The organism is Candidatus Poriferisodalis sp. (assembly GCF_965215815.1).
In the GTDB taxonomy this organism is placed as follows: Bacteria; Actinomycetota; Acidimicrobiia; order Acidimicrobiales; family Poriferisodalaceae; genus Poriferisodalis.
In genome coordinates this window covers 1,348,088-1,372,223 of record NZ_CBDCEO010000013.1, presented here as the reverse complement: position 1 = coordinate 1,372,223, position 24,136 = coordinate 1,348,088, and the positions used below count along the sequence as shown (strand labels likewise).

19 protein-coding genes are annotated in these 24,136 nt (G+C 65.2%); 13 read left to right on the top strand and 6 right to left on the bottom strand.

Annotation, left to right across the window (positions count from 1 at the left end):
* The first annotated feature begins 344 nt into the window (after nucleotides 1-344).
* The 4 genes from ACOOHB_RS16325 to ACOOHB_RS16310 all read left to right on the top strand — a co-directional run bounded on the left by ACOOHB_RS16325 (nucleotide 345) and on the right by ACOOHB_RS16310 (nucleotide 8,021).
* On the top strand, nucleotides 345-3,197 hold the full coding sequence (locus ACOOHB_RS16325) for a cell wall-binding repeat-containing protein (protein ID WP_420445862.1): 2,853 nt from the start codon (nucleotides 345-347) through the stop codon (nucleotides 3,195-3,197).
* Between the two features lie 408 nt (nucleotides 3,198-3,605).
* The gene (locus ACOOHB_RS16320; RefSeq protein ID WP_420445861.1) at nucleotides 3,606-4,253 is read left to right on the top strand and encodes a hypothetical protein; all 648 of its coding nucleotides are present in this window, start codon (nucleotides 3,606-3,608) and stop codon (nucleotides 4,251-4,253) included.
* Between the two features lie 24 nt (nucleotides 4,254-4,277).
* A complete protein-coding gene (locus tag ACOOHB_RS16315) occupies nucleotides 4,278-5,276 on the top strand; it encodes a nucleotidyl transferase AbiEii/AbiGii toxin family protein (RefSeq protein WP_420445860.1) in 999 nt (332 codons plus the stop codon).
* Nucleotides 5,277-5,471: 195 nt separating this feature from the next.
* The gene (locus ACOOHB_RS16310) at nucleotides 5,472-8,021 is read left to right on the top strand and encodes a cell wall-binding repeat-containing protein (protein ID WP_420445859.1); all 2,550 of its coding nucleotides are present in this window, start codon (nucleotides 5,472-5,474) and stop codon (nucleotides 8,019-8,021) included.
* Between the two features lie 137 nt (nucleotides 8,022-8,158).
* On the opposite strand, the gene ACOOHB_RS16305 is transcribed toward ACOOHB_RS16310, so the two are convergent.
* From ACOOHB_RS16305 to ACOOHB_RS16295, 3 genes are all read right to left on the bottom strand, one after another.
* Complete coding sequence (locus tag ACOOHB_RS16305; RefSeq protein WP_420445858.1) at nucleotides 8,159-8,440, bottom strand: hypothetical protein; 282 nt, start codon at nucleotides 8,438-8,440, stop codon at nucleotides 8,159-8,161.
* A 96-nt stretch (nucleotides 8,441-8,536) separates the two neighbouring features.
* Nucleotides 8,537-9,052, bottom strand: a complete 516-nt coding sequence (locus tag ACOOHB_RS16300; RefSeq protein ID WP_420445857.1) for an RES domain-containing protein — start codon at nucleotides 9,050-9,052, stop codon at nucleotides 8,537-8,539.
* On the bottom strand, nucleotides 9,049-9,810 hold the full coding sequence (locus ACOOHB_RS16295; RefSeq protein WP_420445856.1) for a helix-turn-helix domain-containing protein: 762 nt from the start codon (nucleotides 9,808-9,810) through the stop codon (nucleotides 9,049-9,051). Before ACOOHB_RS16295 ends, ACOOHB_RS16300 begins: the two co-directional genes overlap by 4 nt.
* A 285-nt stretch (nucleotides 9,811-10,095) precedes the next feature.
* On the opposite strand from ACOOHB_RS16295, the gene ACOOHB_RS16290 reads away from it, so the two are divergent.
* From ACOOHB_RS16290 to ACOOHB_RS16280, 3 genes are all read left to right on the top strand, one after another.
* A complete protein-coding gene (locus ACOOHB_RS16290) occupies nucleotides 10,096-13,170 on the top strand; it encodes a cell wall-binding repeat-containing protein (protein WP_420445855.1) in 3,075 nt (1,024 codons plus the stop codon).
* Nucleotides 13,171-13,364: 194 nt separating this feature from the next.
* Nucleotides 13,365-16,028 (top strand): cell wall-binding repeat-containing protein, encoded by a 2,664-nt coding sequence (locus ACOOHB_RS16285; protein ID WP_420445854.1) that lies wholly within the window; start codon nucleotides 13,365-13,367, stop codon nucleotides 16,026-16,028.
* A 280-nt stretch (nucleotides 16,029-16,308) separates the two neighbouring features.
* Nucleotides 16,309-16,941 carry an alpha-ketoglutarate-dependent dioxygenase AlkB gene (locus ACOOHB_RS16280; protein WP_420445853.1) on the top strand — a complete coding sequence of 211 codons (633 nt, stop codon included), beginning with the start codon at nucleotides 16,309-16,311 and terminating at the stop codon, nucleotides 16,939-16,941.
* 237 nt (nucleotides 16,942-17,178) lie between these two features.
* Here the strand turns inward: ACOOHB_RS16280 and ACOOHB_RS16275 are convergent, their stop codons facing one another.
* The 3 genes from ACOOHB_RS16275 to ACOOHB_RS16265 all read right to left on the bottom strand — a co-directional run bounded on the left by ACOOHB_RS16275 (nucleotide 17,179) and on the right by ACOOHB_RS16265 (nucleotide 18,995).
* Nucleotides 17,179-18,468 (bottom strand): HipA domain-containing protein, encoded by a 1,290-nt coding sequence (locus ACOOHB_RS16275; RefSeq protein ID WP_420445852.1) that lies wholly within the window; start codon nucleotides 18,466-18,468, stop codon nucleotides 17,179-17,181.
* Entirely contained in the window at nucleotides 18,465-18,737 is a 273-nt protein-coding gene (locus tag ACOOHB_RS16270; RefSeq protein ID WP_420445851.1) for a helix-turn-helix transcriptional regulator, read from the bottom strand. Before ACOOHB_RS16270 ends, ACOOHB_RS16275 begins: the two co-directional genes overlap by 4 nt.
* Before the next feature lie 75 nt (nucleotides 18,738-18,812).
* A complete protein-coding gene (locus ACOOHB_RS16265) occupies nucleotides 18,813-18,995 on the bottom strand; it encodes a hypothetical protein (protein ID WP_420445850.1) in 183 nt (60 codons plus the stop codon).
* Nucleotides 18,996-18,999: 4 nt separating this feature from the next.
* On the opposite strand from ACOOHB_RS16265, the gene ACOOHB_RS16260 reads away from it, so the two are divergent.
* The 6 genes from ACOOHB_RS16260 to ACOOHB_RS16235 all read left to right on the top strand — a co-directional run bounded on the left by ACOOHB_RS16260 (nucleotide 19,000) and on the right by ACOOHB_RS16235 (nucleotide 24,117).
* A complete protein-coding gene (locus ACOOHB_RS16260) occupies nucleotides 19,000-19,419 on the top strand; it encodes a hypothetical protein (protein WP_420445849.1) in 420 nt (139 codons plus the stop codon).
* A gap of 740 nt (nucleotides 19,420-20,159) precedes the next feature.
* On the top strand, nucleotides 20,160-21,263 hold the full coding sequence (locus tag ACOOHB_RS16255; RefSeq protein ID WP_420445848.1) for an AAA family ATPase: 1,104 nt from the start codon (nucleotides 20,160-20,162) through the stop codon (nucleotides 21,261-21,263).
* Nucleotides 21,264-21,911 carry a DUF3226 domain-containing protein gene (locus ACOOHB_RS16250; RefSeq protein WP_420445847.1) on the top strand — a complete coding sequence of 216 codons (648 nt, stop codon included), beginning with the start codon at nucleotides 21,264-21,266 and terminating at the stop codon, nucleotides 21,909-21,911.
* Between the two features lie 271 nt (nucleotides 21,912-22,182).
* Nucleotides 22,183-22,872, top strand: a complete 690-nt coding sequence (locus tag ACOOHB_RS16245; RefSeq protein ID WP_420445846.1) for a hypothetical protein — start codon at nucleotides 22,183-22,185, stop codon at nucleotides 22,870-22,872.
* Nucleotides 22,869-23,084, top strand: coding sequence for a hypothetical protein (locus ACOOHB_RS16240; RefSeq protein WP_420445845.1), 216 nt, complete (start codon nucleotides 22,869-22,871; stop codon nucleotides 23,082-23,084). Before ACOOHB_RS16245 ends, ACOOHB_RS16240 begins: the two co-directional genes overlap by 4 nt.
* A 550-nt stretch (nucleotides 23,085-23,634) precedes the next feature.
* Nucleotides 23,635-24,117 carry an alpha-ketoglutarate-dependent dioxygenase AlkB gene (locus tag ACOOHB_RS16235; RefSeq protein ID WP_420445844.1) on the top strand — a complete coding sequence of 161 codons (483 nt, stop codon included), beginning with the start codon at nucleotides 23,635-23,637 and terminating at the stop codon, nucleotides 24,115-24,117.
* The last annotated feature ends 19 nt before the right edge of the window (nucleotides 24,118-24,136 follow it).

Below are 24,136 nucleotides of genomic sequence, written 5' to 3'. Positions count from 1 at the left end.
CACAGCGGCAGCATCGCTGGGTAGTCGGCATCGGCGCGACAGTTGCGGCAGAGATCTTTTTGGCGCACCTGGGCCTGATCCCCAGCGTGCTCTGAGTCGCTTCGCGCCGCCCCGCCTGCGATCCAGCTTCAGCCCGCGGAAATTCCCCCTATCGAGCGGCGTTTCCCGCAGTTACACTGTTTCTGATCTAGCACTTGGGTCGATGGGTTGGGTCCGCCTCCGGGGAAACCTTGGGGTCGGACCCTTTCTCCGGTCGGCGCTGTCACAAACTGCGGCGTCTCAGGGTTAGACATTGCATACAGCGGGAAAACCCCCCGTCGTACAGAACAAGGAGCAACAGAACCTTGAACACTACTCACAAGCGGCGGGGCAGGCGCTCGCTCGCAGCGATCCTGGCGGCGATGCTGATGGCATCGGTGCTGGCGGTCGTAGCAGGCTCCCCAGCCCAAGCCGCAAACACATCTAACGAGGCGCTAGTCGACACGAACGACGACGGCGTCCCTGACGCCCGGGAGTTCGGCGGCCGCGACCGCTATGACACGGCGCTCAGCCTCGCGAAGAACTTCGCGACCGGACGAGGCGGATTGGGCGGTGTCCCGACCGCATTTGTGGCTTCTGGCCACACGCTGGTCGACGCCGTGTCGGTGTCAGGCCTGGCAGGCTTCATGGACGCGCCGGTGATGCTGACGCCGTCTGACAGCCTGCATGGAGGCGTGGCCGATTTCATCGAGGACTACGGCGTGGACAACATCTACGTCCTGGGCGGCAGCGCTGCTGTTGCCGACTCGGTCCTCGAGGACATGGAGGCCCTCGCCAACGAACCGACGGTGTCCCGCATCGAGGGTGCCGATCGGTATGCCACGGCTGCTGCCATTGCTTCAAAGCTCGGCGGCTCGGCCTCGTGGTGCGGCGGCGACGAAGTCGCAGCGCTCCTGGTGAGCGGCAACGCAGAAGAGTTGATCAACGCGGTCATTGCCGGACCGATCGCTCACCGCCTGCAGTTGCCGATGCTGATGACCGCAGCCGACGAGCTGCCCACAGCCACGACCGACTTCATCGAGTCTGAGGATGTCGAGCAGATCGTCATCATCGGCGGCACCGACAGCATCTCTGAAGAGGTCGAGGCCGCACTCTCCGACGCAGGCGTGGACAACGTGGACCGCATCGCAGGCGACACCCCCGCAGCAACGTCGGTGGCTCTTGCTGAGCTGATGACTGGTGACTGCGAGGCCGACCTGGCGCCGGTGGCGACCGAAACCGTGGCACTGGTGCACCGCGATGCGCTGCCTGACGGCGTGACCGCCGCACCGGTGCTGTCGAGCACCTATGCCAACAACGGCGACCTGGTCCCGATTCTGATCGTGGGCGACACACTGCCCGCATCAGTGCGTGACTACCTGAGGGCCACACCCGTCGAAGACGAGGAGGGCGACAAGGTCAACATGGCCGTCGTGGCAATCGGCGGCACTGCCGCCGTGAGCGACAGCGTCATGGAAGCCGCGTTGACTGCTGCTGCTTCAGCCGGAGGGCTGACGGTGAGCATCAGCGGCTCCGCTGACGATGCCGATGCTGCGCTGGCGCCAGGGGCGACGTTTTACCTGCACTTCAGCGACAACGTCTCGCCTGAGGGACTGGACGACAAGATCCGCGACATCGTCGATGTGAACGGTGCGCCAGCACGTCTAGGCGCTGACACCAGGGATCCGGCCGCGGTCGTGCACACCTCATCGGCGACCGAGTGCAACCGCAAGGTTGTCATGGTGACGTTGGACGATGCCGCCACTGTGGAGCTCAAGGCCGGTGACACCGTCTCGGTGGAGAGTTCGAGCATCAAGCTCGGCGACAGAGAAGATCAGCGAACGGTTGCTCCGACATCCAAGACAGTGCCCGCTGCAACGGTCGACCGCGACCGTCCGGTGGTCACCATTCAGGCGATCGTCGGCTTGGAGAGCTTCACGGTGAGCGTGAGCGACCCGTCCAGCAGCGCCATCTCCTACGTGCCCGACGAGGCCCAAGCTGAGGCCTTCGATCAGGATGACATCGCGTTCGACGCCGACGGCGACAACGAGGTCCCCGACTTCACCGAAAGCATCGACGGCACTACGAGCTTCACGATCGACCTTGATAGCAATCAGGTCTTGGAGAGGGGCGATCGCATCACCGTCAAGGGCAACGTCTTCGAAGATGCCGCAGGCAACAAGAACCGTCCGGTGTCGCTCACCGCGGTCGTGCCGCCGGAGAACCCGAAGATCGTCTCGGTGCTCATGAGCAATCCGAACCACAGCGACCACGCAACCGTTACCGTTCACGACGATGTTGTCAGCGCCGATGCCTCTGTCAGCATCGCTGCCAACGCGGATGGTGCTGCTGCTGGTGCAGCCGGCAACGACTGGTCGATCGTGTACGACAAGGCGAGCACTTGGAAGAAGGACAAGGACCTCGAAATCGATGTCAGGGTGAACAGCCGTGACAAGATCGTGAGCGTCCGCTTCAACAACGGCGTGCCGAAGTACAACGACCTGGTCGATGCACTCCACGACAACAGCGCTTTCGCTGCCATGTTCACCGCGACGAACGGCACGACCACCGACAGCGCCAATCCGTGCCTCGGCAAAGACGTCAACGATGAGATGCCGATCGGTGCCTTGGACCGTCAGATCACGTCGAAGTTGCGCGGCGGTGCGACCAGGGTCGCGATCCAGGTGCGCTTTAACGGATTCGTTGATGCGATCTTGGACGCCCAGCTGTTCGGCGACGTGTTCGCAGACACCATCGAGCGGAACACGCCTGCCGGTGGAACTGCACCTGACCGGGGCGAGTTGTTCGGCAGTAACGGGTTCAACCTCGATCTTGCCACGCCAAGTTCCGATCAGGACACGGAGCTGACCGTGAGCGGTCTCGACGTACCTGACAACTCCATACCGACGACGATGGCGACGTACAGCCTGTTGACGACGAACGTGAAGCACCTGCCGATGAGCCGTGACCTCGTCACAACTGTGGCTGGTGCCAATGTAGTCGTCGACGATGCAGACACGGACGAGGACGAGGCAGCTGACGCAGTGCCTGCGGTAGCTGTCGGGTTCACCGACGACGAGGACACGGACGAGGATGAGAAGCACAACGCCGCTTCGCAGCATCGCATCCGTGTGAGCAGCAGCGTCGACGCTCCGGAAAAACCGGCTTCCGACAGTTAGGTCTGGAGAGCTAGCTGCACAGTTGAACTGAACCGATTGGTGGCCTGCCCACCGGGTCGGTGAAGACCAACAACGAGGAGCCCCGGGGTTTGCGCCCCGGGGCTTTTCGCGTCTGCGCCCGAGTTGTGTCTTCCTCGATGGTGTCGGGGTCGGTCGCTTCGACTCGTTTGAATGGAAGTTCCGAGAAATTGGGGGCGGTCGGCGCAGGAGGTCCGGTTGGCATCATCGCGCGGCGGGACCGGGCGTTTGCGGGCGCGGTTTCGGAGATGGCGTGCTGGGCGGCAGGGGTTGAGGGTGCCCCGGTTGGGGCGCGAGGCGCGGCTCGGGTCGCGTCGGCGCCCTTGGGATCACTCCGGCACCTTGACTGAATATGTTGCATTTGTTGGGTTGCCGGCCTAGCGTGAGGTCATGCCCACGGCGACTTCGCTGGCCCGAGCATGGCTTCGCGATCTGCGGGGCGGCGAGTTCTTCTTCGCATCGGAGGTGCCGGGAAGATCCGATGTCGTGCGGCCGCTTCTGAGCCGGCTCGCGGCAGACGGCACCAGCCCCGTCCACCGCGAGATGCAGGGCTTCTATTGCAAGCTGTGGCACGAGGACGACGATTTCAGGCCGCCGTTCAGCGACCACGTGCGGGGCGCGCTGAAGCTTGCAGGGCCGGGAGGCGGCGGTGCGCGCTTGTTCGCCCTCAACCGGGTCGGGTGGAGCCTTCAGCTGCCCAGCAGGTTCGACTTCGCTACCTTGGGACGTCCGCCCACGTCGCCCTGGCCGCGTTTCGGGTTCAGCCGCCGGAGCAATTCTCGACGGTCGGAGCTGTCGGCCGGCGAGGTGACGCTGCTGGAGGCGAACCGCTTCTTCGGGCAGATGGAGTCGTGCCCGTGGAGCGATGCGGTCAGGTCGATCGAGTCGGGCGAGGTCCATGAGCGGCTCGGCCTCCCTCGGCCGACGCTGCGGGCCGACGCGATCAGGTGGGCCGCCCAGGCAGAGCTCAACCATCCCAGAGTGTTCCATGAGCGCATAGGCGAGGTCTGCGACGCGCTGGCACGCTGTGCGCGCTAGAGCCGTGCGGCGCGGCGACCGCTGATGCAGGACCGTGCGCTTTCGGACGACTCGCTCGCGAGAGTGATGCCGTTCGCCCTGTCGGGCTTGGCTTCGGACCGGCAGAGATTCGCTGAGGCGACCCATGCGACGGCGGCCGCGACTGGTCTCGAGGTCGGCCAGGTGGTTCATGACTACTGGCTGGTGCGGGCGCTGCACGGCGTGCGGTCCGTGCTGTTGGAGGACGGCGAGGTCGTGGTGCCTGCGCGCAATGCGAGACAGCCCGATCGTCGAGTCGGTCGATGGGCGTTCGGCGGCGGCACGTCGTTGACCGCCGCGTGGCGGGTGGCGGAGCGCTACTCCGAGGACATCGACGGGAACCTGTTCGCGGACGAGCCGCTGTCCGTGAACGCGTTCGCAGCAGTCCATCGTCGCATCAGCACAGCGATGTGCGAGTCCGTCGAAGCGGCCGGTCGCAGCACCCTGGGACGCCATGTGAGGACGACCGCCATCGATCTGGCGGGCAAGCCGGGGTTCCTGAGGGTCGAGACCGCACTAGAAGGACCTGACGACGGCCTCGTGACGGCTCAAGGGGTGAACTCGCTGATCGCGATTCACTCCGGCGTCGATCTCTCAGCTGAGCATCCCGAAGTCGGCGGCTTCCGCATTGCGTGCGTGCGCCCCGAATGGACCGCCGCCAACAAGCTCGACGCGATGCACCGTCGAGCCGTCACGGGCGACCTCCAGGGCATGGTCGACAGAGGCCGCGACCTCTATGACCTCTGGGCCCTCGCAGGCTCCGAGCACGCGGATGCGATCCGCGAACGCGTTCCGCAGCTGGGGCAACGAGCAGCAGCCGGAATACGCACACCGGTGCCGCGCCCCGATGAAGGGTACGGGGCCAGTCCCGCCTTCAAGCTCGGCACCGACGCCAACACGGCTCTCAGCGAAGGCTTCGCGAACGCCGTCGAATTGACCGTCTGGGGTGCTGCCCCCACCTTCGAGGACGCCATCGCAGCGGTACGAGAACTCGATACCGCCTAGCGAGCACGGTGCGCGGACCGAACCGGGCGAAATTGCCTGACCGCTCTTCGCCGCCGGTGATCACCCAAAACACCGGGATGTCGGCCGGCGAACACCTCAAGAACCCACAACAAATGGCGTCTGCCATGAAGTGATCTCGGTCTGTTTCAGCACCCGATTTCGGCCTGTCCGAGCCGAACAAGGAGCAACAGAACCTTGAACACTACTCACAAGCGGCGGGGCAGGCGCTCGCTCGCAGCGATCTTGGCGGCGATGCTCATGGCATCGGTGCTTGCGGTCGTAGCAGGCTCCCCAGCCCAAGCCGCAAACACATCTGGCGAAGCGCTCGTCGACACGAACGACGACGGCGTCGGTGACGCCCGTGAGTTCGGCGGTCGTGACCGTTACGACACAGCGCTTCGCCTCGCGGAGAATTTCGCGACTGGCCGCGGCGGTCTCGGCGGCGTGCCGACAGCCTTTGTGGCTTCTGGCGTCTCGCTCGTCGACGCCGTTTCGGTGTCCGGTCTGGCGGGTTTCTTGGACGCCCCGGTGCTGCTGACGCCCGCTGACAGCCTCAACGGACGCGTGGCTGACTTCCTCGAGGACTACGGCGTGGGCACTGTCTACGTCCTGGGCGGCAGCGCTGCTGTTGCCGACTCGGTCCTCGAGGACATGGAGGCCCTGGCCAACGAGCCGACGGTGACCCGCATCGAGGGTCAAGATCGGTATGCGACTGCTGCTGCGATTGCTTCGGAGCTGGGCGGTTCTGGTTCGTGGTGCGGCGGCGAAGACGTGGCTGCGATTCTCGCGAACGGCGGCGATGTGTCGCTGGCCGGGGCGATGATGGTCGGTCCGGTCGCGCATCGCTTGCAGCTGCCTGTGCTGTTGACCGCGGCCGATGAGTTGCCTTCGGCCACGACCGATTTCATCGAGGCTGAGGATGTCGAGCATGTCGTGATCATCGGCGGCACCGACAGTGTGTCCGATGATGTCGAGAGCGCGCTGACAGACGCCGGCGTGGACAACATCGAACGCATCGCGGGCGACACGCCCGCGGCGACCTCGGTCGCTATCGCGGAGCTGATGACCGGCGACTGCGCGGCAGATCTGGCTCCTGTGTCGGTCGAGACCGTGGCGCTTGTACACCGTGACGCGCTGCCCGACGGCGTCACCGCGGCGCCGGTGCTGGCCAGCACATACGCCAACAGCGGAGACTTGGTCCCGATGCTGATCGTGGGCGACACGCTGCCCGCGTCGGTGCGCGACTATCTCGCCGCAACCGACGCCGAGTACGCCAACGGCGACAAGATCAACCTGAGCATCGTCGCCATCGGCGGCACCGCTGTCATCAGCGACAGCGTCATGGAGGCCGCGACCGCTGCGGCCGTGTCGGAGGATCAGCTCACCGTCAAGATCAGCGGCAGCCCAGAAGACCCGGACTGGCCGCTGTCGGCCACCGACAAGCGGGGCACAGTCGTAGAACGCGCGGCTGCAAGCCCGGCAATCACTACCGCGGATCCGGGCAGGACGTTCTGGCTGCACTTCAGCGACGACATCGCGACCAAGGATGTCGAGACCAAGATCCGCGACATCCTCGAAGTGAACGGCGCGCCGGCCCGGCTGGGCGCGCTCGGCGCGGACGTCGACGGCTACGACGCGCCGACTCGGATGCCGATCCAGCACCACACCGGTGGCGGCAATCAGTGCAGCCTGGACATCATCCAGGTGACGCTGTTGGACGATGCTCCGCTGAAAGAGGGCGACACGGTCTCGATCACCGATTCGAGCATCAAGCTCGGCGACAACGATGACGAACGCGACGTGGTGCCCGCGTCGGTGACCGTGCCCACGACACCGCCGGACACGACCAACCCGAACGTCAACATTCTCGCGCTCGTCGGCCAGCCCGGCTTCATCGTGTCGTTCGACGACTGGCGGCCCAAGGACTTGGACAACACACGGGACGAAGACCGCGTGAGGGATCTCATCCACAACGACGCCGACAACAAGGCAGCGATCAACGACATCGTGTTCTCTGCCGCAGGCGACAACGAGATCCTTCCCTCCAGCATCGAGGAACTGACCGATGCAGATGGCGATGGCAACGCCGCCATTGCCGATATCAAGCGGATCTTCCGGATTAATCCTCATCCTCTTCACCGAGTTCGTGCCTACCGGGTGATGCTCGGCGTGGACGAAGACGGCGTGCAGATGACCTTGGAGCGTCGTGACCGGATCACGGTCAAGAACGCTGTGTTCGAGGACGGCTTCGGGAACCGCAACCGGTCTGTCACACAGGCAGCGATCCTGCCGCCGACCGATGCCAAGGTGACTTCGGTGCGCATGAGCCAGCCCAAGTACACCGTGGGCGTGGGCCGCGTCCAGAGCCACATGGCGCTGCGGATCCCCGACGCCGTCGCAGGCGGCGACGGCGAAACCGCAATCATCGCCGCCGATTCCCAGGTGTGGATCACGGCGAACGCGGACGGTGCTGCTGCTGGCGCTGCTGGCAATGACTGGTCGTTCGTGTTCGACAAGGCGAGCACTTGGGACGCCGACAATGATCTGGACATCGATGTCAGGGTCAACAGCCGGGACAAGACCGTCAGCGTCAGGTTCGACGACGACGCGTGGGTCTTGGTCTTCATCAACGACAACGCTGCGGATCCGAAAATCGGCGAAGCCTCAGACCAGGTTTCGACTGACAACGAACTGCTCAACGACGATTCGCAGACGCGGATCGTGGTGAGCACCTCTGTTCAGTAGCCGTGACTGATCCGGCTGGCGGCCTGCCCGCCTAGCCGGCACAGCCAAGGCTGAGAGGAGCCCCGGGACTTCGGTCCCGGGGCTCTTCGCGTTGCCGGCTGCGAGAAACAGGCCGGCCGGAGTGTCCGCGGAGGGTCCTAGCGCGCCATGAGGGCGATGAGCCTCAGACCGTCGGCGACGATGGGGTGCGTGACCAGGAACACGACGCGCAGGTCGCCGTCGTCGACATATCGCAGCAGCGGCGATACGCCTCCCGACAGTCTGGTTCGGGGGCGGGCATCGAGCGGCGCGTCTGAGATTCGCAGGAGCGCTTCGTGTGCAGCGATGACCTCGTCTGGGCCTCTGGCTGCCGCCCGCCTGTCCAGCGGCTCGTCGAGATCGAGCCAGAGCCAGCCGGCCGCGTCGTCACCGGTCGCCACGGAGCGTGGCGATTCGTTCGCGCAGTTCCTCGGAGGTCACTCCGTGTCCGTCGGGGCGGGCTGTTCGACGGTTTGGGTCGCGGACCTATTGTGTGCCTACCACCATTGGGGCTGCGGTTCTCGGGAGACGACCCGGGCGGTGCCTGTGTCGGAGAACCATGCGAGCTCGCGTCGGCCGTTCGCGACCGCTGAGCGGCAATCGACTCCGTTGAGCCCCGCTTGATAGGCGGCCTGGCCTATCGGCTGGCATGTGCTGTGGGGCACAACGGTCCCGTCGGCTTGGTGCGGGTAGCTGGCTGGCAGCCCGAGCGATGCCAGTCCTGTTTGGGTGAACGCATCGGCGGCGATGCCTGCGGGGATCTCGACTTCTACGAGATGGGGAGCGCTTGCGGGGTCTATTTCGTCGATGCTGACCGGACGGCCGGCGAAACGTGCCATCGCGTTCGCTCGGGCTGTTTCGATGTCTGCGCTGAGATACAGGCATCGCAGCCCGGGCGGGTTCCATCTGCGTCCCGGAGGTCTTGCCGCGTAGGTCGTGTCGAGCGGATCGGGCCAGTGCCAGTCCACGATGCGCAGATGGCGGCCCCCGATTCTCGCCGTCGCCATCTTCATGCGACAGTGGAGTAGTCGAACATCTCCTCGATGTCGCCGAGCAGCCATTCATGCTCGTTGGAGGCGATCAGCTCGAGCATGGTGCGATCCCCGTACGCAGCGGCGGGGCGTCGCGCCGCGATCGGCGGCATTCCCTCGCGCAGCCGGTACCGGAGCACATCGGCGATCTTGACAACGGTCCCGATCTTGGGGAGCCGCTCGGGCGGCGGCCCGCTGAGGAGCCATTTGTCGACTGCCTGGCGTGTGACGCCCATGACCTCGGCCATGGCGCTGCTGGTCAGGTCCAGGGTGTCCATCGCTCTGCGCAGCGGCGTGGCGCTCTTGCGCTCGAAGTCGATGTCGCCCATGGCCTTGGAGAACCACGACAAGTAGTGCTCGTCGATGCCGCTGCGAGCGCGCACGCACTGATGCGGCAGCCCGCCGACGAGGCCTCGCACCCTGTCGACGAGCACGGTGATGACACCGATGCCGTCAGCCGACGGCGCAATCCACGGCAGCTGCACGAACGCGGGCCTCAGCAGCGAATACACCACCGCAGGCGAATGCCCCCCAGCCCGATCCCGGGATGACAGATCGCACAGCGCCAAGGCCGCCGACTCGATGTTGCTGTGGAACCGTCGCAGCACCGCGGGATTCGCGTAGCCGCCGAGCATCGGCACCAGGCGATCCAAAGCGGCGACAACGTCGGGCACCATCTCAGCAGCCATCTGCGCGGCTTCGCCCAAGCCCCCTTCGAGCAGGTCGTCCATGCTGGCCACCCGACCAGACTACCGCAACCAAGAAGCAACGCAACGTGTTGCTCTCAACGCCGGTCCTGTCCGGCAGCACGGCTCCGCGCTGTTCCCCGCCGACCTCCAAAGATGCCCTGTTCGTTACCCACCGACAACGCAGATCTGCTTCGCAAATCAGCATCCCGCAGATGTGATCTGAACCCGTTTCAGTGCCTGTTTTCGCGCCCTCGGAGTGGAACAAGGAGAAACAGAACCTTGAATACTCGAACGAGGCGGCGGGGCAGGCGCTCTTTCGCAGCGATCTTGGCGGCGATGCTGATGGCATCGGTGCTGGCGGTCGTTGCGGGATCACCGGTCCAAGCCGCAAACACATCTCAAGAGGCGCTCGTTGACACGAACGACGACGGCGTCGGTGACGCCCGTGAGTTCGGCGGTCGCGACCGCTATGACACTGCGCTTCGCCTCGCGAAGAACTTCGCCGACGGCCGAGGCGGCCTTGGCGGGGTGCCTACCGCGTTTGTGGCTTCTGGCCTCTCGCTGGTCGACGCCGTTTCGGTGTCGGGCCTGGCGGGCTTCATGGACGCCCCGGTGCTGCTGACCAAAGCGGACAGCCTGACCCCCGGCGTGGCCGACTTCATCGAGGACTACGGCGTGGAGAGCATCTACGTCCTGGGCGGCAGCGCTGCTATCGCCGACTCGGTCCTCGAGGACATGGAGGCCCTTGCCAACGAGCCTTCGGTTCAGCGCATTGAGGGCGCTGACCGGTACGCGACTGCTGCTGCGATTGCTTCCCAGCTGGGAGCCTCGGCCTCGTGGTGCGGCGGCGACGAGGTCGCCGCGCTGCTGGTGAGCGGCGAGTCCGACGAGCTGATCAACGCTGTCATGGTGGGCCCGATCGCTCATCGTCTGCAGCTGCCGGTGCTGATGACCGCAGCCGACGGGCTTCCCGACGCCACAGCCGACTTCATCGAGGCTGAGAGCATCGAGCAGATCGTCATCGTGGGCGGCACCGACAGCGTCTCTGAAGACATCGAGACCGCTCTCGCCGACGCTGGCGTCTCCAACGTGGACCGCATTGCCGGCGACACGCCGGCAGCCACCTCGGTCGCGCTCGCAGAGCTGATGACCGATGACAGCGCTGACAGTTGCATGGACGATCTCGCCCCGGTGTCGACCGACACCGTGGCCCTCGTGCACCGCGACGCGCTGCCTGACGGGGTCACCGCGGCACCGGTGCTCGCGAGCACCTATGCCAACAGCGGCGACCTGGTCCCGATCCTGATCGTGGGCGACACACTGCCCGCGTCGGTGCGCGACTACCTCACAGCCACTCCGGCGGAGTACGACAACGGCGACAAGATCAACCTGAGCATCGTCGCGATCGGCGGCACCGCTGCGGTGAGCGCCAGCGTGATGGAGGCAGCAACGGCCGCAGCACAGTCCGATGAGCAGTTGACGGTCCAGATCAGCGGCTCCGCGACTGTTGCGGATGCTTCGCTGCATGCGAGCGACCCCGATGCGGACGCTCCCGCTGATCCGGGGCAGACGTTCTGGCTGCACTTCAGCGATGACATCGCCACCAAGGATGTCGAGACCAAGATCCGCGACATGCTCGAGATCAACGGCGTGCCCGCACGACTGGGCATACTCGACGTCGAAGTGGTTGGCTTCACCCCGGCTCGCAAGCCGATCCAGCATGCGGCCGGCGACAACGACCAGTGCAATCTGGACGTGATCCAGGTGACATTGATCGCAGGTGCGGAGCTGAAGGTCGGCAACACCGTTTCCATCGTCGAGTCCGGCATCAAGCTCGGTGACTCCGACGACGAGCGGACAGTCGTGCCGACGTCGGAGACCGTTCAAGCTGCAGCGGACACGACACGGCCCACGGTGAGCATCGAAGCGCTCGTCGGCCAACCCGGGTTCCGGGTGACCGTCACCGACTCACCGGACCCGATGTTGCTGAACTACTACCCCGATCACTTGGTGCGCAACACCCGCGACAGCAATGGCGCGAGGGTGTTCACGTTCGTCGACGCCAACGACGACGAGTCCGCGATCGACATCGTGCTCGACGCCGCCGACGAAAACAAGATCGGCAGCATGACAGGCACCCTGACCGATCAGGTCGGCTCTGCCACCTTCACCTTCTTGCTCGACCAGGATGAAGACAACGTTCAGATGCTCTTGGAGCGACGGGACCGGATCACGGTCAAGAATGCCGTGTTCGAGGACGCTGCGGGCAACCGCAACCGTTCGGTTTCGGTGTCCGCAGTGGTTCCGCCTCAGAATCCGAAGATCACTTCGGTGCGCATGAGCGACGTCGATGACTACAGGCAGATGGAAGTCAAGATCAAGGACTCGGTTGCCGGCGAAGGCTCGAAACTGTGGATCAAGGCGCTGTCCGACGGCGCAGCGGCAGGCGCGGCTGGCAACGACTGGAGCTTCGTCGTGGACAAGGCCAGCACCTGGGACAAGGACAACGAGATCGACATCGACGTGCGGGTCAACCGCATCGACAATGTCGTGAGCGCGCGGATCAACAACGGCACCATCCGCTACGACGATTTCGTTGACGCCCTGAACGATCACAGCGGCTTCAGCAGCATGTTCGAGGCGTTCAACAACACCACTGAGGTGACCGCCAACGAACCGTGCGGCAGGAGCGTCAACAACAAGATGTTGATCGCTGATCTGACCAGGCAGGTCGAGCACCAAGCCGACCGCATCGTCGACGACTTCTCCGAAGACGCATCCCCGGATGCTCGCGCGGACGGTGAAGTGACCGGTGAGTCATCGGTAGGCATCGAGACGAACTTCAACGGTTACGTCAACATGATCCACCAGGAGGCCCTGTTCTTCGATGTGTTCGCTGCAACACTCGACCGGACCAAGGTCAACCTCGACAACGGCGACGGCGGCGGCAGCTTCCCGGACAACGGCATTCTGGAATCTGGCGAGTTGACAGCAGGTCGTACTGCCTATGACGCAGTCGTAGGCACGGATCTCAAGAATATCGGTGACGGCACAGATACGGATACGGGCTCTCCCACCGTTGCGACGGCGACGAAGCAGTTGCGGTTCAATCTGTGGGTGACGGATGTGAAGCAGCTGCCCACTGCACGCGATGTCGTCACCACTGCCGGAGGCAAGGATCAGATCTTCAAGGACGATCCCGACACCGACAGGACCGAGGTCGTGGCAGTCGCGGTAGTTGATGTGGCGACCGGCTTCATCGACGATCTCGACACGCCATCGCCTGCGGCAGGCACCGATGTGGCTGACTCGGCTATCGGCGATGACGAGAGGCTCAACGCTTCGTCGCAGGTGCGGATCTTCGAGTCGACTTCAGTAGCGGTACCTGGAGTGCGACCGACGGATAACTAGGAGTTGGTTGCACAGTTGAACTGAGCCGATTGGTGGCCTGCCCACCGGGTCGGTAAAGACCAACAGCGAGGAGCCCCGGGGTTTGCGCCCCGGGGCTCTTCGCGTCGTCTCGGCAAGCGCGTCACCTGCTGAGAACCACAAAGATGAACCCCTGCCCACGACAGGGTCGGCGAACAAGAAGAAGGCGTAGACACATGGAACGGTCACGGTCATCGCGGGGGCTCCTGCTCGCAGTGGTGTTGCTGCTAGCTGGGATGTTGACGCCGACGGCGGCGTCCGCCCAGACTGGCGATACACATTCCGGCGCGGCCGAGGATGTGCTGGTCGTGGCGAACAGCTCGTCGCTGTCCGACATCGGCACCGCAGCGTCGCTGGTGGCCGCAGGACTGGGCGACGCGGTCGTGTTCGCCGAGGATGCCGACGCCTTGGGTGCCGAGTCCGAGGCGGTCATCGCCGCCCAGCAGCCCGACCTGGTCGTCCTGGTCGGCGGCACCGCTGCGTTGACCGCCGAGATCGAGACCGCGGTGCGGCGTCTCGTGGGCAGCGTGCGGATCGAGCGGCTCGCCGGCACCGACCGGGTGCACACCGCTGCGTTGGCTGCTGAGCGCGTGCTGGGCAGCGGTGCGGTCGACACGGTGGTGCTCGCGAACGGCTGGTCGCTGTCAGATGTGGGCACCGCGGCGTCGGCCGTGGCCTCCGGGCGTGCCGATGTAGTGCTGTACGCGGCGAGGGACTCGCTGGGCGACCCCACCGCCGACGTGCTCGGCGAACACCGGCCGGCGAGGATTCTGATCGTGGGCGGTACTGCTGCGCTCAGCAGCGAGGTCGACGACCAGGCCCAGCAGGCCGTCGGCAACGCAGTTCCCCAGCGGTTGGGAGGGGCTACTCGCACCGAGACAGCGGCGTTGACCGCTCAGCATGCGTTCGAGGCCGGCGCGGACACCGCGGTGGTGGCGAACGGCTGGAATCTGGCCGACGTCGGCATCGCCGCCACGGTCGCCGCAGCGCTCGACAGCGCCGCAGTGGTGTACACCCAGCGGGACGGCACCCTCGGCGCCACGACGGCAGCATTGCTCGCCGAGCACGAACCTGCACATGTCGTGCTCGTCGACACCGTCGGCACCGTCGACTCGGGCGACTCGGGCGACTCGGGCGACGAAACCGTTCAGGAACAGCTTGCACTTCACGCAGCGCAGGCTCGAAGAACGACTATCGCAAGTCCCGCCGGCGCCAGCTACCACGCCCTCGGCATCACGCCACCCACGACGGGCACCAGTACGGAGCAATCCGAGGGCGACAAATACGACGCAGTCACCGCCGGTTGGAACTTCTCGTGCGGGCTGCGCACCGACAGCACCGTCGCCTGCTGGGGGGCCGACCAGTTCGACCAGTCCGACGTACCTGCCGGAGAGTTCACAGCCATCTCTTCAGGCAATGTGGACAGCTGTGGGCTGCACACCGACGGGACCGTCGTGTGCTGGGGGGCTGCCTTCGACCCGCACTTGCCGGTGCCGGACGGCGCATTCAGCGCGATTGACGTCAGCATCCACCGCGTATGCGCGATTCGAGACAGCGGAACGCTGGTCTGCTGGGGTTCGGGTCTCAGGGAACCGAGCACCAACGCACCCACCGGCACATTCTCCGCCGTCGCCGTAGGCACTTCTCATGGGTGCGCGATCCGGACCGACCAGTCCATCGACTGCTGGGGCTCGGAGGACCTCCTCGAACACGTCGGAATCGCCGATACACCTCGTGGCGCCTACACGGCGATCGCGACTGCGGACTTTTCGGCATGCGCGATCGGGACCGACCAGTCCATCGACTGCTGGGGTCTGGCCCTACAAGAGACGAACCCGCCTCGGGGAGCCTTCGTCGCGATCGACGGAAACCTGCACCACTACTGCGGTCTTCGCACGAATGGGACTATCGCTTGCTGGGGGCTCAACGACCGCGGCCAGACCGACGCACCGGGCGGAACGTTCAGTGCGATCGCCACCGGGCCAGGACACTCGTGCGCAGTCCGCGACAGCGGAGCCGTCGTGTGCTGGGGGTTTGACATCAACTCGCTGACGCGGCCGCCCGAAGGACCGTTCACGGCGATCGATGCCGGCGAGGAGCATGCATGCGCAGTACGAAGCGAAGGATCCGTCGTGTGCTGGGGCGGCAACGCCTTCGGCCAGACTGATGTGCCGGGCGGGGCCTTCACGAGCGTCGTTGCCGCCGCCGTCGAATCGTGCGGACTGCGGCCCGACGCAATGATCGCCTGCTGGGGCTCGAGCCGTCACACCAGTGAGGGGCAACTGATCGAGCCGCCCGCGAGCCCGTTGTCCGCACTTGCTGGCCACGACCATTGGTGCGCTGTGAGACGTGGCGGCTCGGTTGTGTGCTGGGGCGACAACACCTTCGGCCAAACCGACGCTCCCCAGGGGAGCTTCGAGATGGTCGACGTGGGCGAGTCGCACTCGTGCGGTCTGCGAGACGACGGTACGGCTGCGTGCTGGGGCGGGGGCCACGATGTGCTGCGCGACGTTCCTGAGGGTACGTTCAGCGCGATCTCGGCAGGCTTCAGCGAAACCTGCGGTCTGCGAGCTGACGGCACGGTGACCTGCTGGGGTTTCGAACCGACATCGCTCAGCGGCACGTTCACAGCCATCGCGGTGGGCGGATACCACGCCTGCGGGGTGCGCGCCGATGGAACGGTTCTGTGCCGCATCCATCATGGGCGCAGGGCGACACCCACCGGGACGTTCTCGGCCCTAGCTGCGGCCCGGTACTTCGTCTGCGGACTGCGCACGGACGGCACCGCTGTCTGCTGGGGGCCGCGTCGGGCCCCTGCTGGTGTCTCGTGGCTGGATTAGTTCCGCATTCGGAGGACGAATCGACGAAGCACCGTCTGTGCCGACACGGCGAGTGCACAGTTGAACTGAACCGATCGGTGGCCTGCCCACCAACTGACCTTGTGAGGGAAATCCAAATGTCAGTCGATTACGACCACCTCTATGAGGAGGTCATACAACAACAATGGCGAGAGATCTCACAGGCGCAGCGAGACGCTGCCAGCTCTCCGGAACGCCGTGTGCAGTGGGACGACCAGAGCGCCAACTGGCAGGTTCAATCAGAGCACTGGGTCATGAGGAAATGAGCAAGCAACTGTCGCTGCTGGCTGAGGACACCGCCGTCGCTCCATCGGGGCTCGAGTACCACACGGAGTTCCTGACAGCTCACGAGGAAGCCGAACTGCTTGCGCGGGTCGACAGCTCCGAGTGGCTGTCGGATATTTCGCGGCGCGTGCTGCACTTCGGATACAAGTACGACTATTCGAACCGCAAGCTCGACGAGTCGGCCCGCATCGGGCCATTGCCGGAGTGGTTGACGCAGCTCACCCACAAGATCCATGCAGCTGCAACCGAAGAAGCGGTGCACCTGCTCGATGCACAACGCCCCTTCGAGCAGGCGATCGTCAACGAGTACGAGCCCGGCCAGGGCATTGCACCCCACATCGACAGGGACTGCTTCGGACCGGTCGTCGCGACCGTGAGCCTGGGGTCGGCGGTCAACATGGACTTCGGCTGTGGCGCGACCGGCGACGAGTACGTGCAACGGCTGGAGCCCCGCAGCCTCGTCCTGCTCCACGGCGACGCACGCTGGAAGTGGCGCCATGGCATCGCCAAGCGGCGCACAGACATCTGCAATGGGCGCAAGATCGCACGTCAGCGACGCGTCTCGATCACCTTCCGCACCATCGCCCGCCCCGAGCCGGCACAGACCTGATTCGCTTGGCCTGACGCGTCAAGGCTCCCGAATAGGAGTTGGCTGCACAGTTGATCTGAACCGATCGGCGGCCTGCCCAGCCAATCGGTGAAGACCAACAACGAGGAGCCCCGGGGTTTCGAACCCGGGGCTCCTTGCGTCTGCGCATCGGGTTGCGCCGAATGTCTGTGGGTTGGCGGTCGCTGTGGCTGTGCGGTTCGGCCGAGCGGGATCTGGCGCTGTTGGCTGTCGGATCGCTTAGGCGTTGATGTCTGCGCAGCGTTGGGTGATGGCGGTGAGCAGGTGCGAAGCGAGGCCAGTGGCTCTGCAGTGCGCGGGCAGGGAGTCGATCTCGGCGAGCAGGTGAGCCGATGTGTCCGAGGCGATTCGCTGCACCTGCTCGACAGCCCACTCGGGGTCGAGGCCGAAGTCATGTGCGAGGCGGCGCCAGTCGTCGTGGCGGGCGCCGTGGCCTGCTGGGAAGCGGCCGCCGAGGGACATGGCGAGATGTACTTCTGAAGCGTGCAGGCTGGTGTAGGGCAGCCACGACGCGGTGTCATACAGCGGCGCGAGGCGGCAGTGGGCGCCGGGCAGGTGCATCAGCGCGTGGTTCTTGGCGTGCGCGTCGTTGGCGACGATGACCCAGCAGTACACGAGCCGCACGAACCACGAGGCGAGGTCGTCGTGTGGGCTGCTGCTGTAGGCGCGCAGCAGCGCTGCGATCTCGGCGGGCGAGGGGCCTCCGTCGCGCTCGAAGCGCTGAGCGGCGGGGCGGCCCAGCGCCTGGCACATGTCCTCTTGATGGATGCGGGCCGCGGTGCGCGGCGCTGCGGGCGGGCGGGCGCGGTCGAAGCGCTCCACGACAAGGGTCTCGACGCCGCCGATGTCGGCGACCTCGGTGCGGGTCGCGGCGATGCCCAGCCGTCGGGCGGTCGCGAGCGCGAGATGCTCGCCCACGGCCTGGCCCGGGTACACGGCGATGGAGGGCTTCAAGATGTGGGTGGTGGGCTCGTCGCCGAGCGCCTTGTGCCAGCGGCCGGCTTCGCGGCGCAGCGCCAGCTTCGGCATCGTTCCCGCGAGGCTGAAGCTGGCCAGCGGGTCGTCGCGCCATCCTGCGGTCAGCACGCCGGTGCTCATGTCGCGCAACGTGTCGGCGAGCTCGGCGTCGGATACCGGAACCAGAGCCGATTCGGGTCGCGACGGATCGCCGGGGTCGCCGGGTTCGGCACGCTCGAACTGCACTGCGCCGGCGCACTCCGAGCCGATGGGCGAGGCGAGCAGGTCGAAGGCGTCCGACGAAGCCGCACCTGCGGCTCGGCGCCACTGGTCTCGCTGCGTCGGCAGGTCGGGCAGCAAGCCGTCGAGCCAATCGGTCACCAGACGCCCCTCATGGGGCTGTGCTCGCAGCGGCAGCGACAGCGACAGCGGCACCGCCTCGACGAAGGCCAGGTAGTCCGCCTCATAGGTGAGCACCAGGCCGTGCGCCGTGGGGGCGACCGTCGCCGCACGCCTGCCGCCCAGACGCACCCTGAGCACCCCCGAGGTCATTCCAGCGGCGCGAGCACGTCTCGATAGCCCAAGCGCCCCGGCTCGGCCACGCGCACCACCAGATCGCAGCCGAGCGCTTGGCAGATCTTGACAAGGCCGTCGACCTGCATGGTCAGCTTGCCCGCCTCGGCATCGCACACCAGCTTGCGCGACACCCCAGCCGCTTCCGCGAGCGCCTTCTGCGTGAACCCCGACAGCGCCCGGCGATCGGCGATCACACGCGCCAACGAACCCGCAGAGCGCACCGCGAACGCCGCCCCAGCCGCCATGCTCGCAACCTACCCGATGCCACCGTTCGCACGCAAGACGGCTGTTGTCACCGTACGCATGCAGCACCTGGATTGTCACCGTTCGCAGCCGGCCGATTCGGTCTGATACGCGTCGACGGCATCGCGCAGGTCCCCGCCGACTGTTCGCCACGCGAATGCGATGTGCTCGCCGGCTGTCTCCCAGGTGTCCTCGGCAGGAAGCGCATGGATTCCGGAAAAAGCGAGCGAGCACGTGTCGGCGAAGACATCTGCTGCCACTTCGGTGAAGCTGGCCGAGTTGCTCACCAGCGACAGCGACGAATGGTCAATCAGCGCGCTGGCTGGCGGCGAGACCAAGGTCGCGATCCAAGTCACGTTCAACGCCCACATCAGCGCAACCGGCTTGACTGGCAGCGAGAACAACGAGCTGCTCGGAGACATTCTGGCTGCAACGGCTGAACGCGCCGGGAAGGCTGGAGTCGTCGACGCTCAAGCAGGTAGTCCGACGGACCCGAACCATGGCCTGACCGACGAGGTGCGAGCTGGCCTTGCCTTGGCAACGTTGACAGCGCCTGACGCAGTTGCGCCGGTCGCCCTCGGCTACGCAATTGATGCACCCACGACCATCAAGGTCGATGAGAACATGATCGCTGCCTCGCAGGTTCGCATCGGCCGCAGCAGCAGCGTCAAGGCTCCCGAGTAGGAGTTAGCTGACAGTTGAGCTGAACCGATCGGTGGCCTGCCCACCGGGTCGGTGAAGACCAACGACGAGGAGCCCCGGGGTTTGCGCCCCGGGGCTCCTCGCGTCTCCGCCCATCCCCATCGACCCCAATCGACACCACCGTTTCCACATGGGTCTTCGCCGTTAGTCGTCGACCGATTACCGCAGGAAGCGAGACCTTGGGAGACTCCGATACGGCGCGGGTGACCCAAGCATCCTCAGTGCCGCCTGAGAGCCACAGGACGGCCGCTCACCGGCCGGCGGGTCCCCCCCAATATGGTCCAATAGCCGAAACGGCCCTGAGGGCACCGGGGGACGACTCGTGGCGTTGACTAGGTGTGCTGCTGACGTAGGCGCGGCCCGGTACCTGAGTGCAGTGCAACCGGGCTTGCGAGACCGTCAGGGCCGCGATCGGGGCCCGGGGCTAGGTTGCGCCGCTCCAATGCCGAGAGCGTTACATCGGCGGCGGAATTGGTGTGGGCGCCTCGTTGGTAGAGCGAGCGTGGGCTAGCTGATCGGACGAACCTCGAGAGCAGCTCAGCGATGTAATCTCATCGGTGTGCTGCGGCGGCTTCCCAAGTGATGCCGAAGTGCTGACGGAAGTTGCCGCCTCCCACCGTAGCCGGCCAGCAGCCAGTGGGCGCTCGTCGGCGGAGACCCACGCGGAGGCGGGACGGTAGGATTGATGCCACTAGTGAGGCCTCGGGCCCGGGGGCAGTGCCGTGTACTCGTCAATTGAGATCAGCGGCTTCCGGAGTCTCGAACAGGTGCGGCTCGAAGGCTTGAGCCGGGTGAACCTGCTGGTCGGATCGAACAATTCGGGCAAGACCTCGGTGCTTGAATGCGTCGGGCTGCTGCACTCGGCGGCTGATTACCGCGTGTTGCGCTCGGTGCTCGAATTGCGCGGCGAATGGCTGCCGGACGAGGATCAAGGCCGCGTGTACGACATCGCCCAGTTGTTCTCGTACCGAAACATGTCAGAGCGCATCCGCGTGTCGGGGCAACGGTCCGGCTCCGGTTCGCAGCTTGGGGCAGTCACGGCAGAACTATCGGTGCAAATGGGACAAGTGCAGATAAGGCTGCCCCTTCATGACGACGCCAGGGAGGCTGCGGACGAGTCGCCAGGGCGTCTTGTTTGGACGTCCAGTGAACGAAAAGGCGAATTCCAGGCGGCTTTGACGGCCGACGGGATGCTGCCGGTTCGGCAGCCGGCCCGGCATGGCTGGGGTGCCGACGACGACGTCCCACGGGTCCAGTTCGTGGGCACAGGCGGTCTGGTTCCCGGCGATGTCGGCGACATCTTCGACGATGTGGTGCTGACTGATGCTGAGGACGGGGCGGTGGAAGCCATGCGGCTCATCGAGCCTCGCGTGGAGCGGCTTGCGGTGCTCGCGTCGAGACGTGCACCGCTCGGCAGCAGTGCGCGGGGCGGGATACTCCTGCGGATGCAAGGCGTCGACGGTCGCGTTCCGATCGGCAGTGTCGGCGACGGGATGTGGCGATTGCTCGGCTTGGCGCTGGCATTAGCGCGTGCGCGAGGTGGGGTGCTGCTAGTGGACGAGATCGACACGGGCCTGCACTACACCGTGATGCAGAAGATGTGGACGATGCTCGCCGAGCGCTCAAGGTCCCTGGACGTGCAGGTGTTCGCCACCACCCACAGCCGCGACTGCTACGAGAGCCTCGCCTCGGTCGCTGATCCCGACGCCGTTCCGCCCGGTGATCTGACAATTCACCGGATCGAACCTGAGAACGGCAGGAGCGGTGTCAGCTTCGGCGAGCACGAGGTTGTGGTGGCCGCAGAGCGCGGTCTCGAGGTCCGCTAGGTGGCAAGCCAGACGCGAACACCAGCCATGAAGCTGCTCGTGGAGGGAGCAACCGAACTAAGGCTGATCCCAAAGCTCGTCGAGGCGCAGGGAATCTCATGGAAAGAAGCCGAAGTCGGAAGTCGGGTGCCGTGCATCGATGACTTGGGCGGCGTCGAGAACATCCTCAAAGCCGGAACGATCTCGACTGAATTCAAGGCCAGCGGTCTCGAACGGCTCGGCGTGATCGTCGACGCCAACGGCGACGCTTCAGGGCGCTGGCATGCAATCCGGCAACGATGCGAGTCCGAGCTGCCCGACATGGCCGATCTGCCTGAGCAGATACCACCAGACGGCTTCGTTCGAAAACGGCCTGACGGTTCCTGGCTCGGCGTCTGGATCATGCCGGACAACCGCCACCAAGGCGCCTTGGAAGAATTCCTACTCGGCCTCGTCCCCGACACGGCCGCCGAACTCTTGGAGTACGCCAGACACAGTGTTGACGGGGCGCGCGGACTGGGAGCGGCCCTGCGGGACGTTGACGTCACGAAGTCTGTGGTCCATACCTGGCTCGCATGGCAGGAGAATCCTGGGCCCCAGCTGCACCAGGCCGTCATGCGAAGACTGCTCGACCCACAGCATCCCCAATCGCGGCCGTTCATCTCCTAGTTCTCAAGGCTGTTCGAACCCTCGTCGTCGACCGTCGATGTTGCGAGCGAGTCCCAACTTGGCTGAAATCAAACGACCCGCTCCCGTCAAGCTTGCTGCGTCAGCGGGTGCCATGTCCTCGGCATTCTTCGGCATGTTGTCTGTCAACGCTGAGATCAGCTGATCCACGAACTTCGGTGACATGTTGACATGCTGAACAACTACACCGCGCTGTGGTTTTCTTGCCCGCTGAGTCACGTCGGACAGAGTCCAGTGTGAATTCACATGGAGAATGCCGTATCACGGCGAAGTTAGACCACACGCCCGCCTCGGCTTCGGGGCGGCTGCGGGCGCAGGCTCGGCTGGCGTTTGTTGCCGTTGTCTGAATCAGCCCGTCCTGGGAGAAGCGACGAGCGAGAACGGCGAGATTCCCGAAGCGCCCGACGCTGCGCCGCCGGCGATCCTTTTTTGTCTCAGCTACCAGCCGGACGAGAACCATCGCAGCGGATACCGGCCGGGTGATGACAGGGAGCGCATCGTCGGGTCTGTGCGCGGCTGGTGGGAGCTGGACCCCGATGAGGTCAAGAATCTCAACGTCAAGTACGCGGTCGCGTTCCATCGTGGTGTGACGCGTTCGGTGGTCGAGATCGACGGTTGGAAGTGGCAAGACGTGCCAAGCAGCGATCACAACGGGTTCGACGCTGACGAGGACGGCTACCCCTACCACGACGACCGTTGGCGGGGCCGAGACGATGTGCGTTGGTGCTTTACGCCGCGTGCGGCGAAGTCGTCAAGAGCGGCGAACGTGGCGAAGTATGTCGAGGAGGCCTGGATCGGCACAGACGGCAAGCGGGTTCCTGTTTCGCCGCGAGACACCATCGTCGGCCTACTGGCCGACATCGCCCATAGACAGCCACCGACGCGCCAGCCGTCACAGCGACCTATCCGGGCACCAAGGTCACCTACAGCGCCAGCACCATGAACGCAGCCATGCTGCCGCAGGTGCGTGACCTGGTTGTGACCACTGCTGGGCAGGACGCTGACGACACGACCACAACTGACGTGGACGAGACCGTTGACGTGGCCACCGGCTACGCCACCAACGACACTACGACTGCGGCCCAGAACGAGATGATGAACGATGATTCTCAGGTTCGCATCGGTCGCAGCAGCAGCGTCAAGGCGCCCGAGTAGGAGTTAGCTGCACCGTTGAACTGAACCGATCGGTGGCTTACTCACCGGGTCGGTGAAGACCAACAACGAGGAGCCCCGGGGTTTGCGCCCCGGGGCTCCTTGCGTCCAACGATCCACCGTCATCTGAACACCACGCATCCAGAGCCCAGGCCCGCGTGCGCCTCAGTCCTGTGGGATGGCACTGGGCACCAACTGACCTTGTGAGGGGAATCCAAATGTCAGTCGATTACGACCACCTCTATGAGGAGGTCATACAACAACAATGGCGAGAGATCTCACAGGTGCAGCGAGACGCTGCCAGCTCTCCGGACCGCCGTGGGCAGTTGAATCCAGACGAGCCCGATGGTCACGCGCTACATGACGCCTTCAGGTACCAGAGGGGTCATGCAGAGGTCTTTCGTGCCGTCGAGCTGATCTACACCACCGTGAGTCTCAGCGGCGGCCGACTGCCTGAACTCGGGCAGAAACTCGACCAAGCAGGTGTCTCGAGGAAGCCGAACTGCTTGCGCAGATCGACGGTTCTGAGTGGCTGCCGGATCTCTCTCGGCGCGTGCTGCACTTCGGATACAAGTACGACTATTTGAACCGCAAGCTCGACGAGTCGGCCCGCATCGGGCCATTGCCGGAGTGGTTGACGCAGCTCACCTACAAGATCCATGCAGCTGCAACCGAAGTAGCGGTGCACCTGCTCGATGCACAACGCCCCTTCGAGCAGGCGATCGTCAACGAGTACGAGCCCGGGCAAGGGATTGCGCCGCACATCGACAGGGACTGCTTCGGACCGGTCGTCGCGACCGTGAGCCTGGGCTCAGCGGTCAACATGGACTTCTGCTGTGGCGCGACCGGCGACAAGTACGTGCAACGGCTGGAACCGCGCAGCCTCGTCCTCATGCACGGTGACGCACGCTCGGCCTGGCACCACAGCATCGCCAAGCGGCGTACAGACGAATGGAACGGACAGAAAATCAAGCGTCAGCGACGCGTCTCGATCACGTTTCGCACCATCGCAGATCTGGAGCAAGCACAGAACTGACGTGCGCGGCCTGACGCGT

Excerpts from the sequence above, each read along its gene's own strand:
- ACOOHB_RS16320 (WP_420445861.1), top strand. The coding sequence starts at position 3,606 with ATGCCCACGGCGACTTCGCTGGCCCGAGCATGGCTTCGCGATCTGCGG.
- ACOOHB_RS16315 (WP_420445860.1), top strand. The coding sequence starts at position 4,278 with ATGCAGGACCGTGCGCTTTCGGACGACTCGCTCGCGAGAGTGATGCCG.
- ACOOHB_RS16300 (WP_420445857.1), bottom strand. The coding sequence starts at position 9,052 with ATGAAGATGGCGACGGCGAGAATCGGGGGCCGCCATCTGCGCATCGTG.
- ACOOHB_RS16290 (WP_420445855.1), top strand. The coding sequence starts at position 10,096 with ATGCTGATGGCATCGGTGCTGGCGGTCGTTGCGGGATCACCGGTCCAA.
- ACOOHB_RS16285 (WP_420445854.1), top strand. The coding sequence starts at position 13,365 with ATGGAACGGTCACGGTCATCGCGGGGGCTCCTGCTCGCAGTGGTGTTG.
- ACOOHB_RS16280 (WP_420445853.1), top strand. The coding sequence starts at position 16,309 with ATGAGCAAGCAACTGTCGCTGCTGGCTGAGGACACCGCCGTCGCTCCA.
- ACOOHB_RS16275 (WP_420445852.1), bottom strand. The coding sequence starts at position 18,468 with ATGACCTCGGGGGTGCTCAGGGTGCGTCTGGGCGGCAGGCGTGCGGCG.
- ACOOHB_RS16270 (WP_420445851.1), bottom strand. The coding sequence starts at position 18,737 with ATGGCGGCTGGGGCGGCGTTCGCGGTGCGCTCTGCGGGTTCGTTGGCG.
- ACOOHB_RS16245 (WP_420445846.1), top strand. The coding sequence starts at position 22,183 with ATGCCGTATCACGGCGAAGTTAGACCACACGCCCGCCTCGGCTTCGGG.
- ACOOHB_RS16240 (WP_420445845.1), top strand. The coding sequence starts at position 22,869 with ATGAACGCAGCCATGCTGCCGCAGGTGCGTGACCTGGTTGTGACCACT.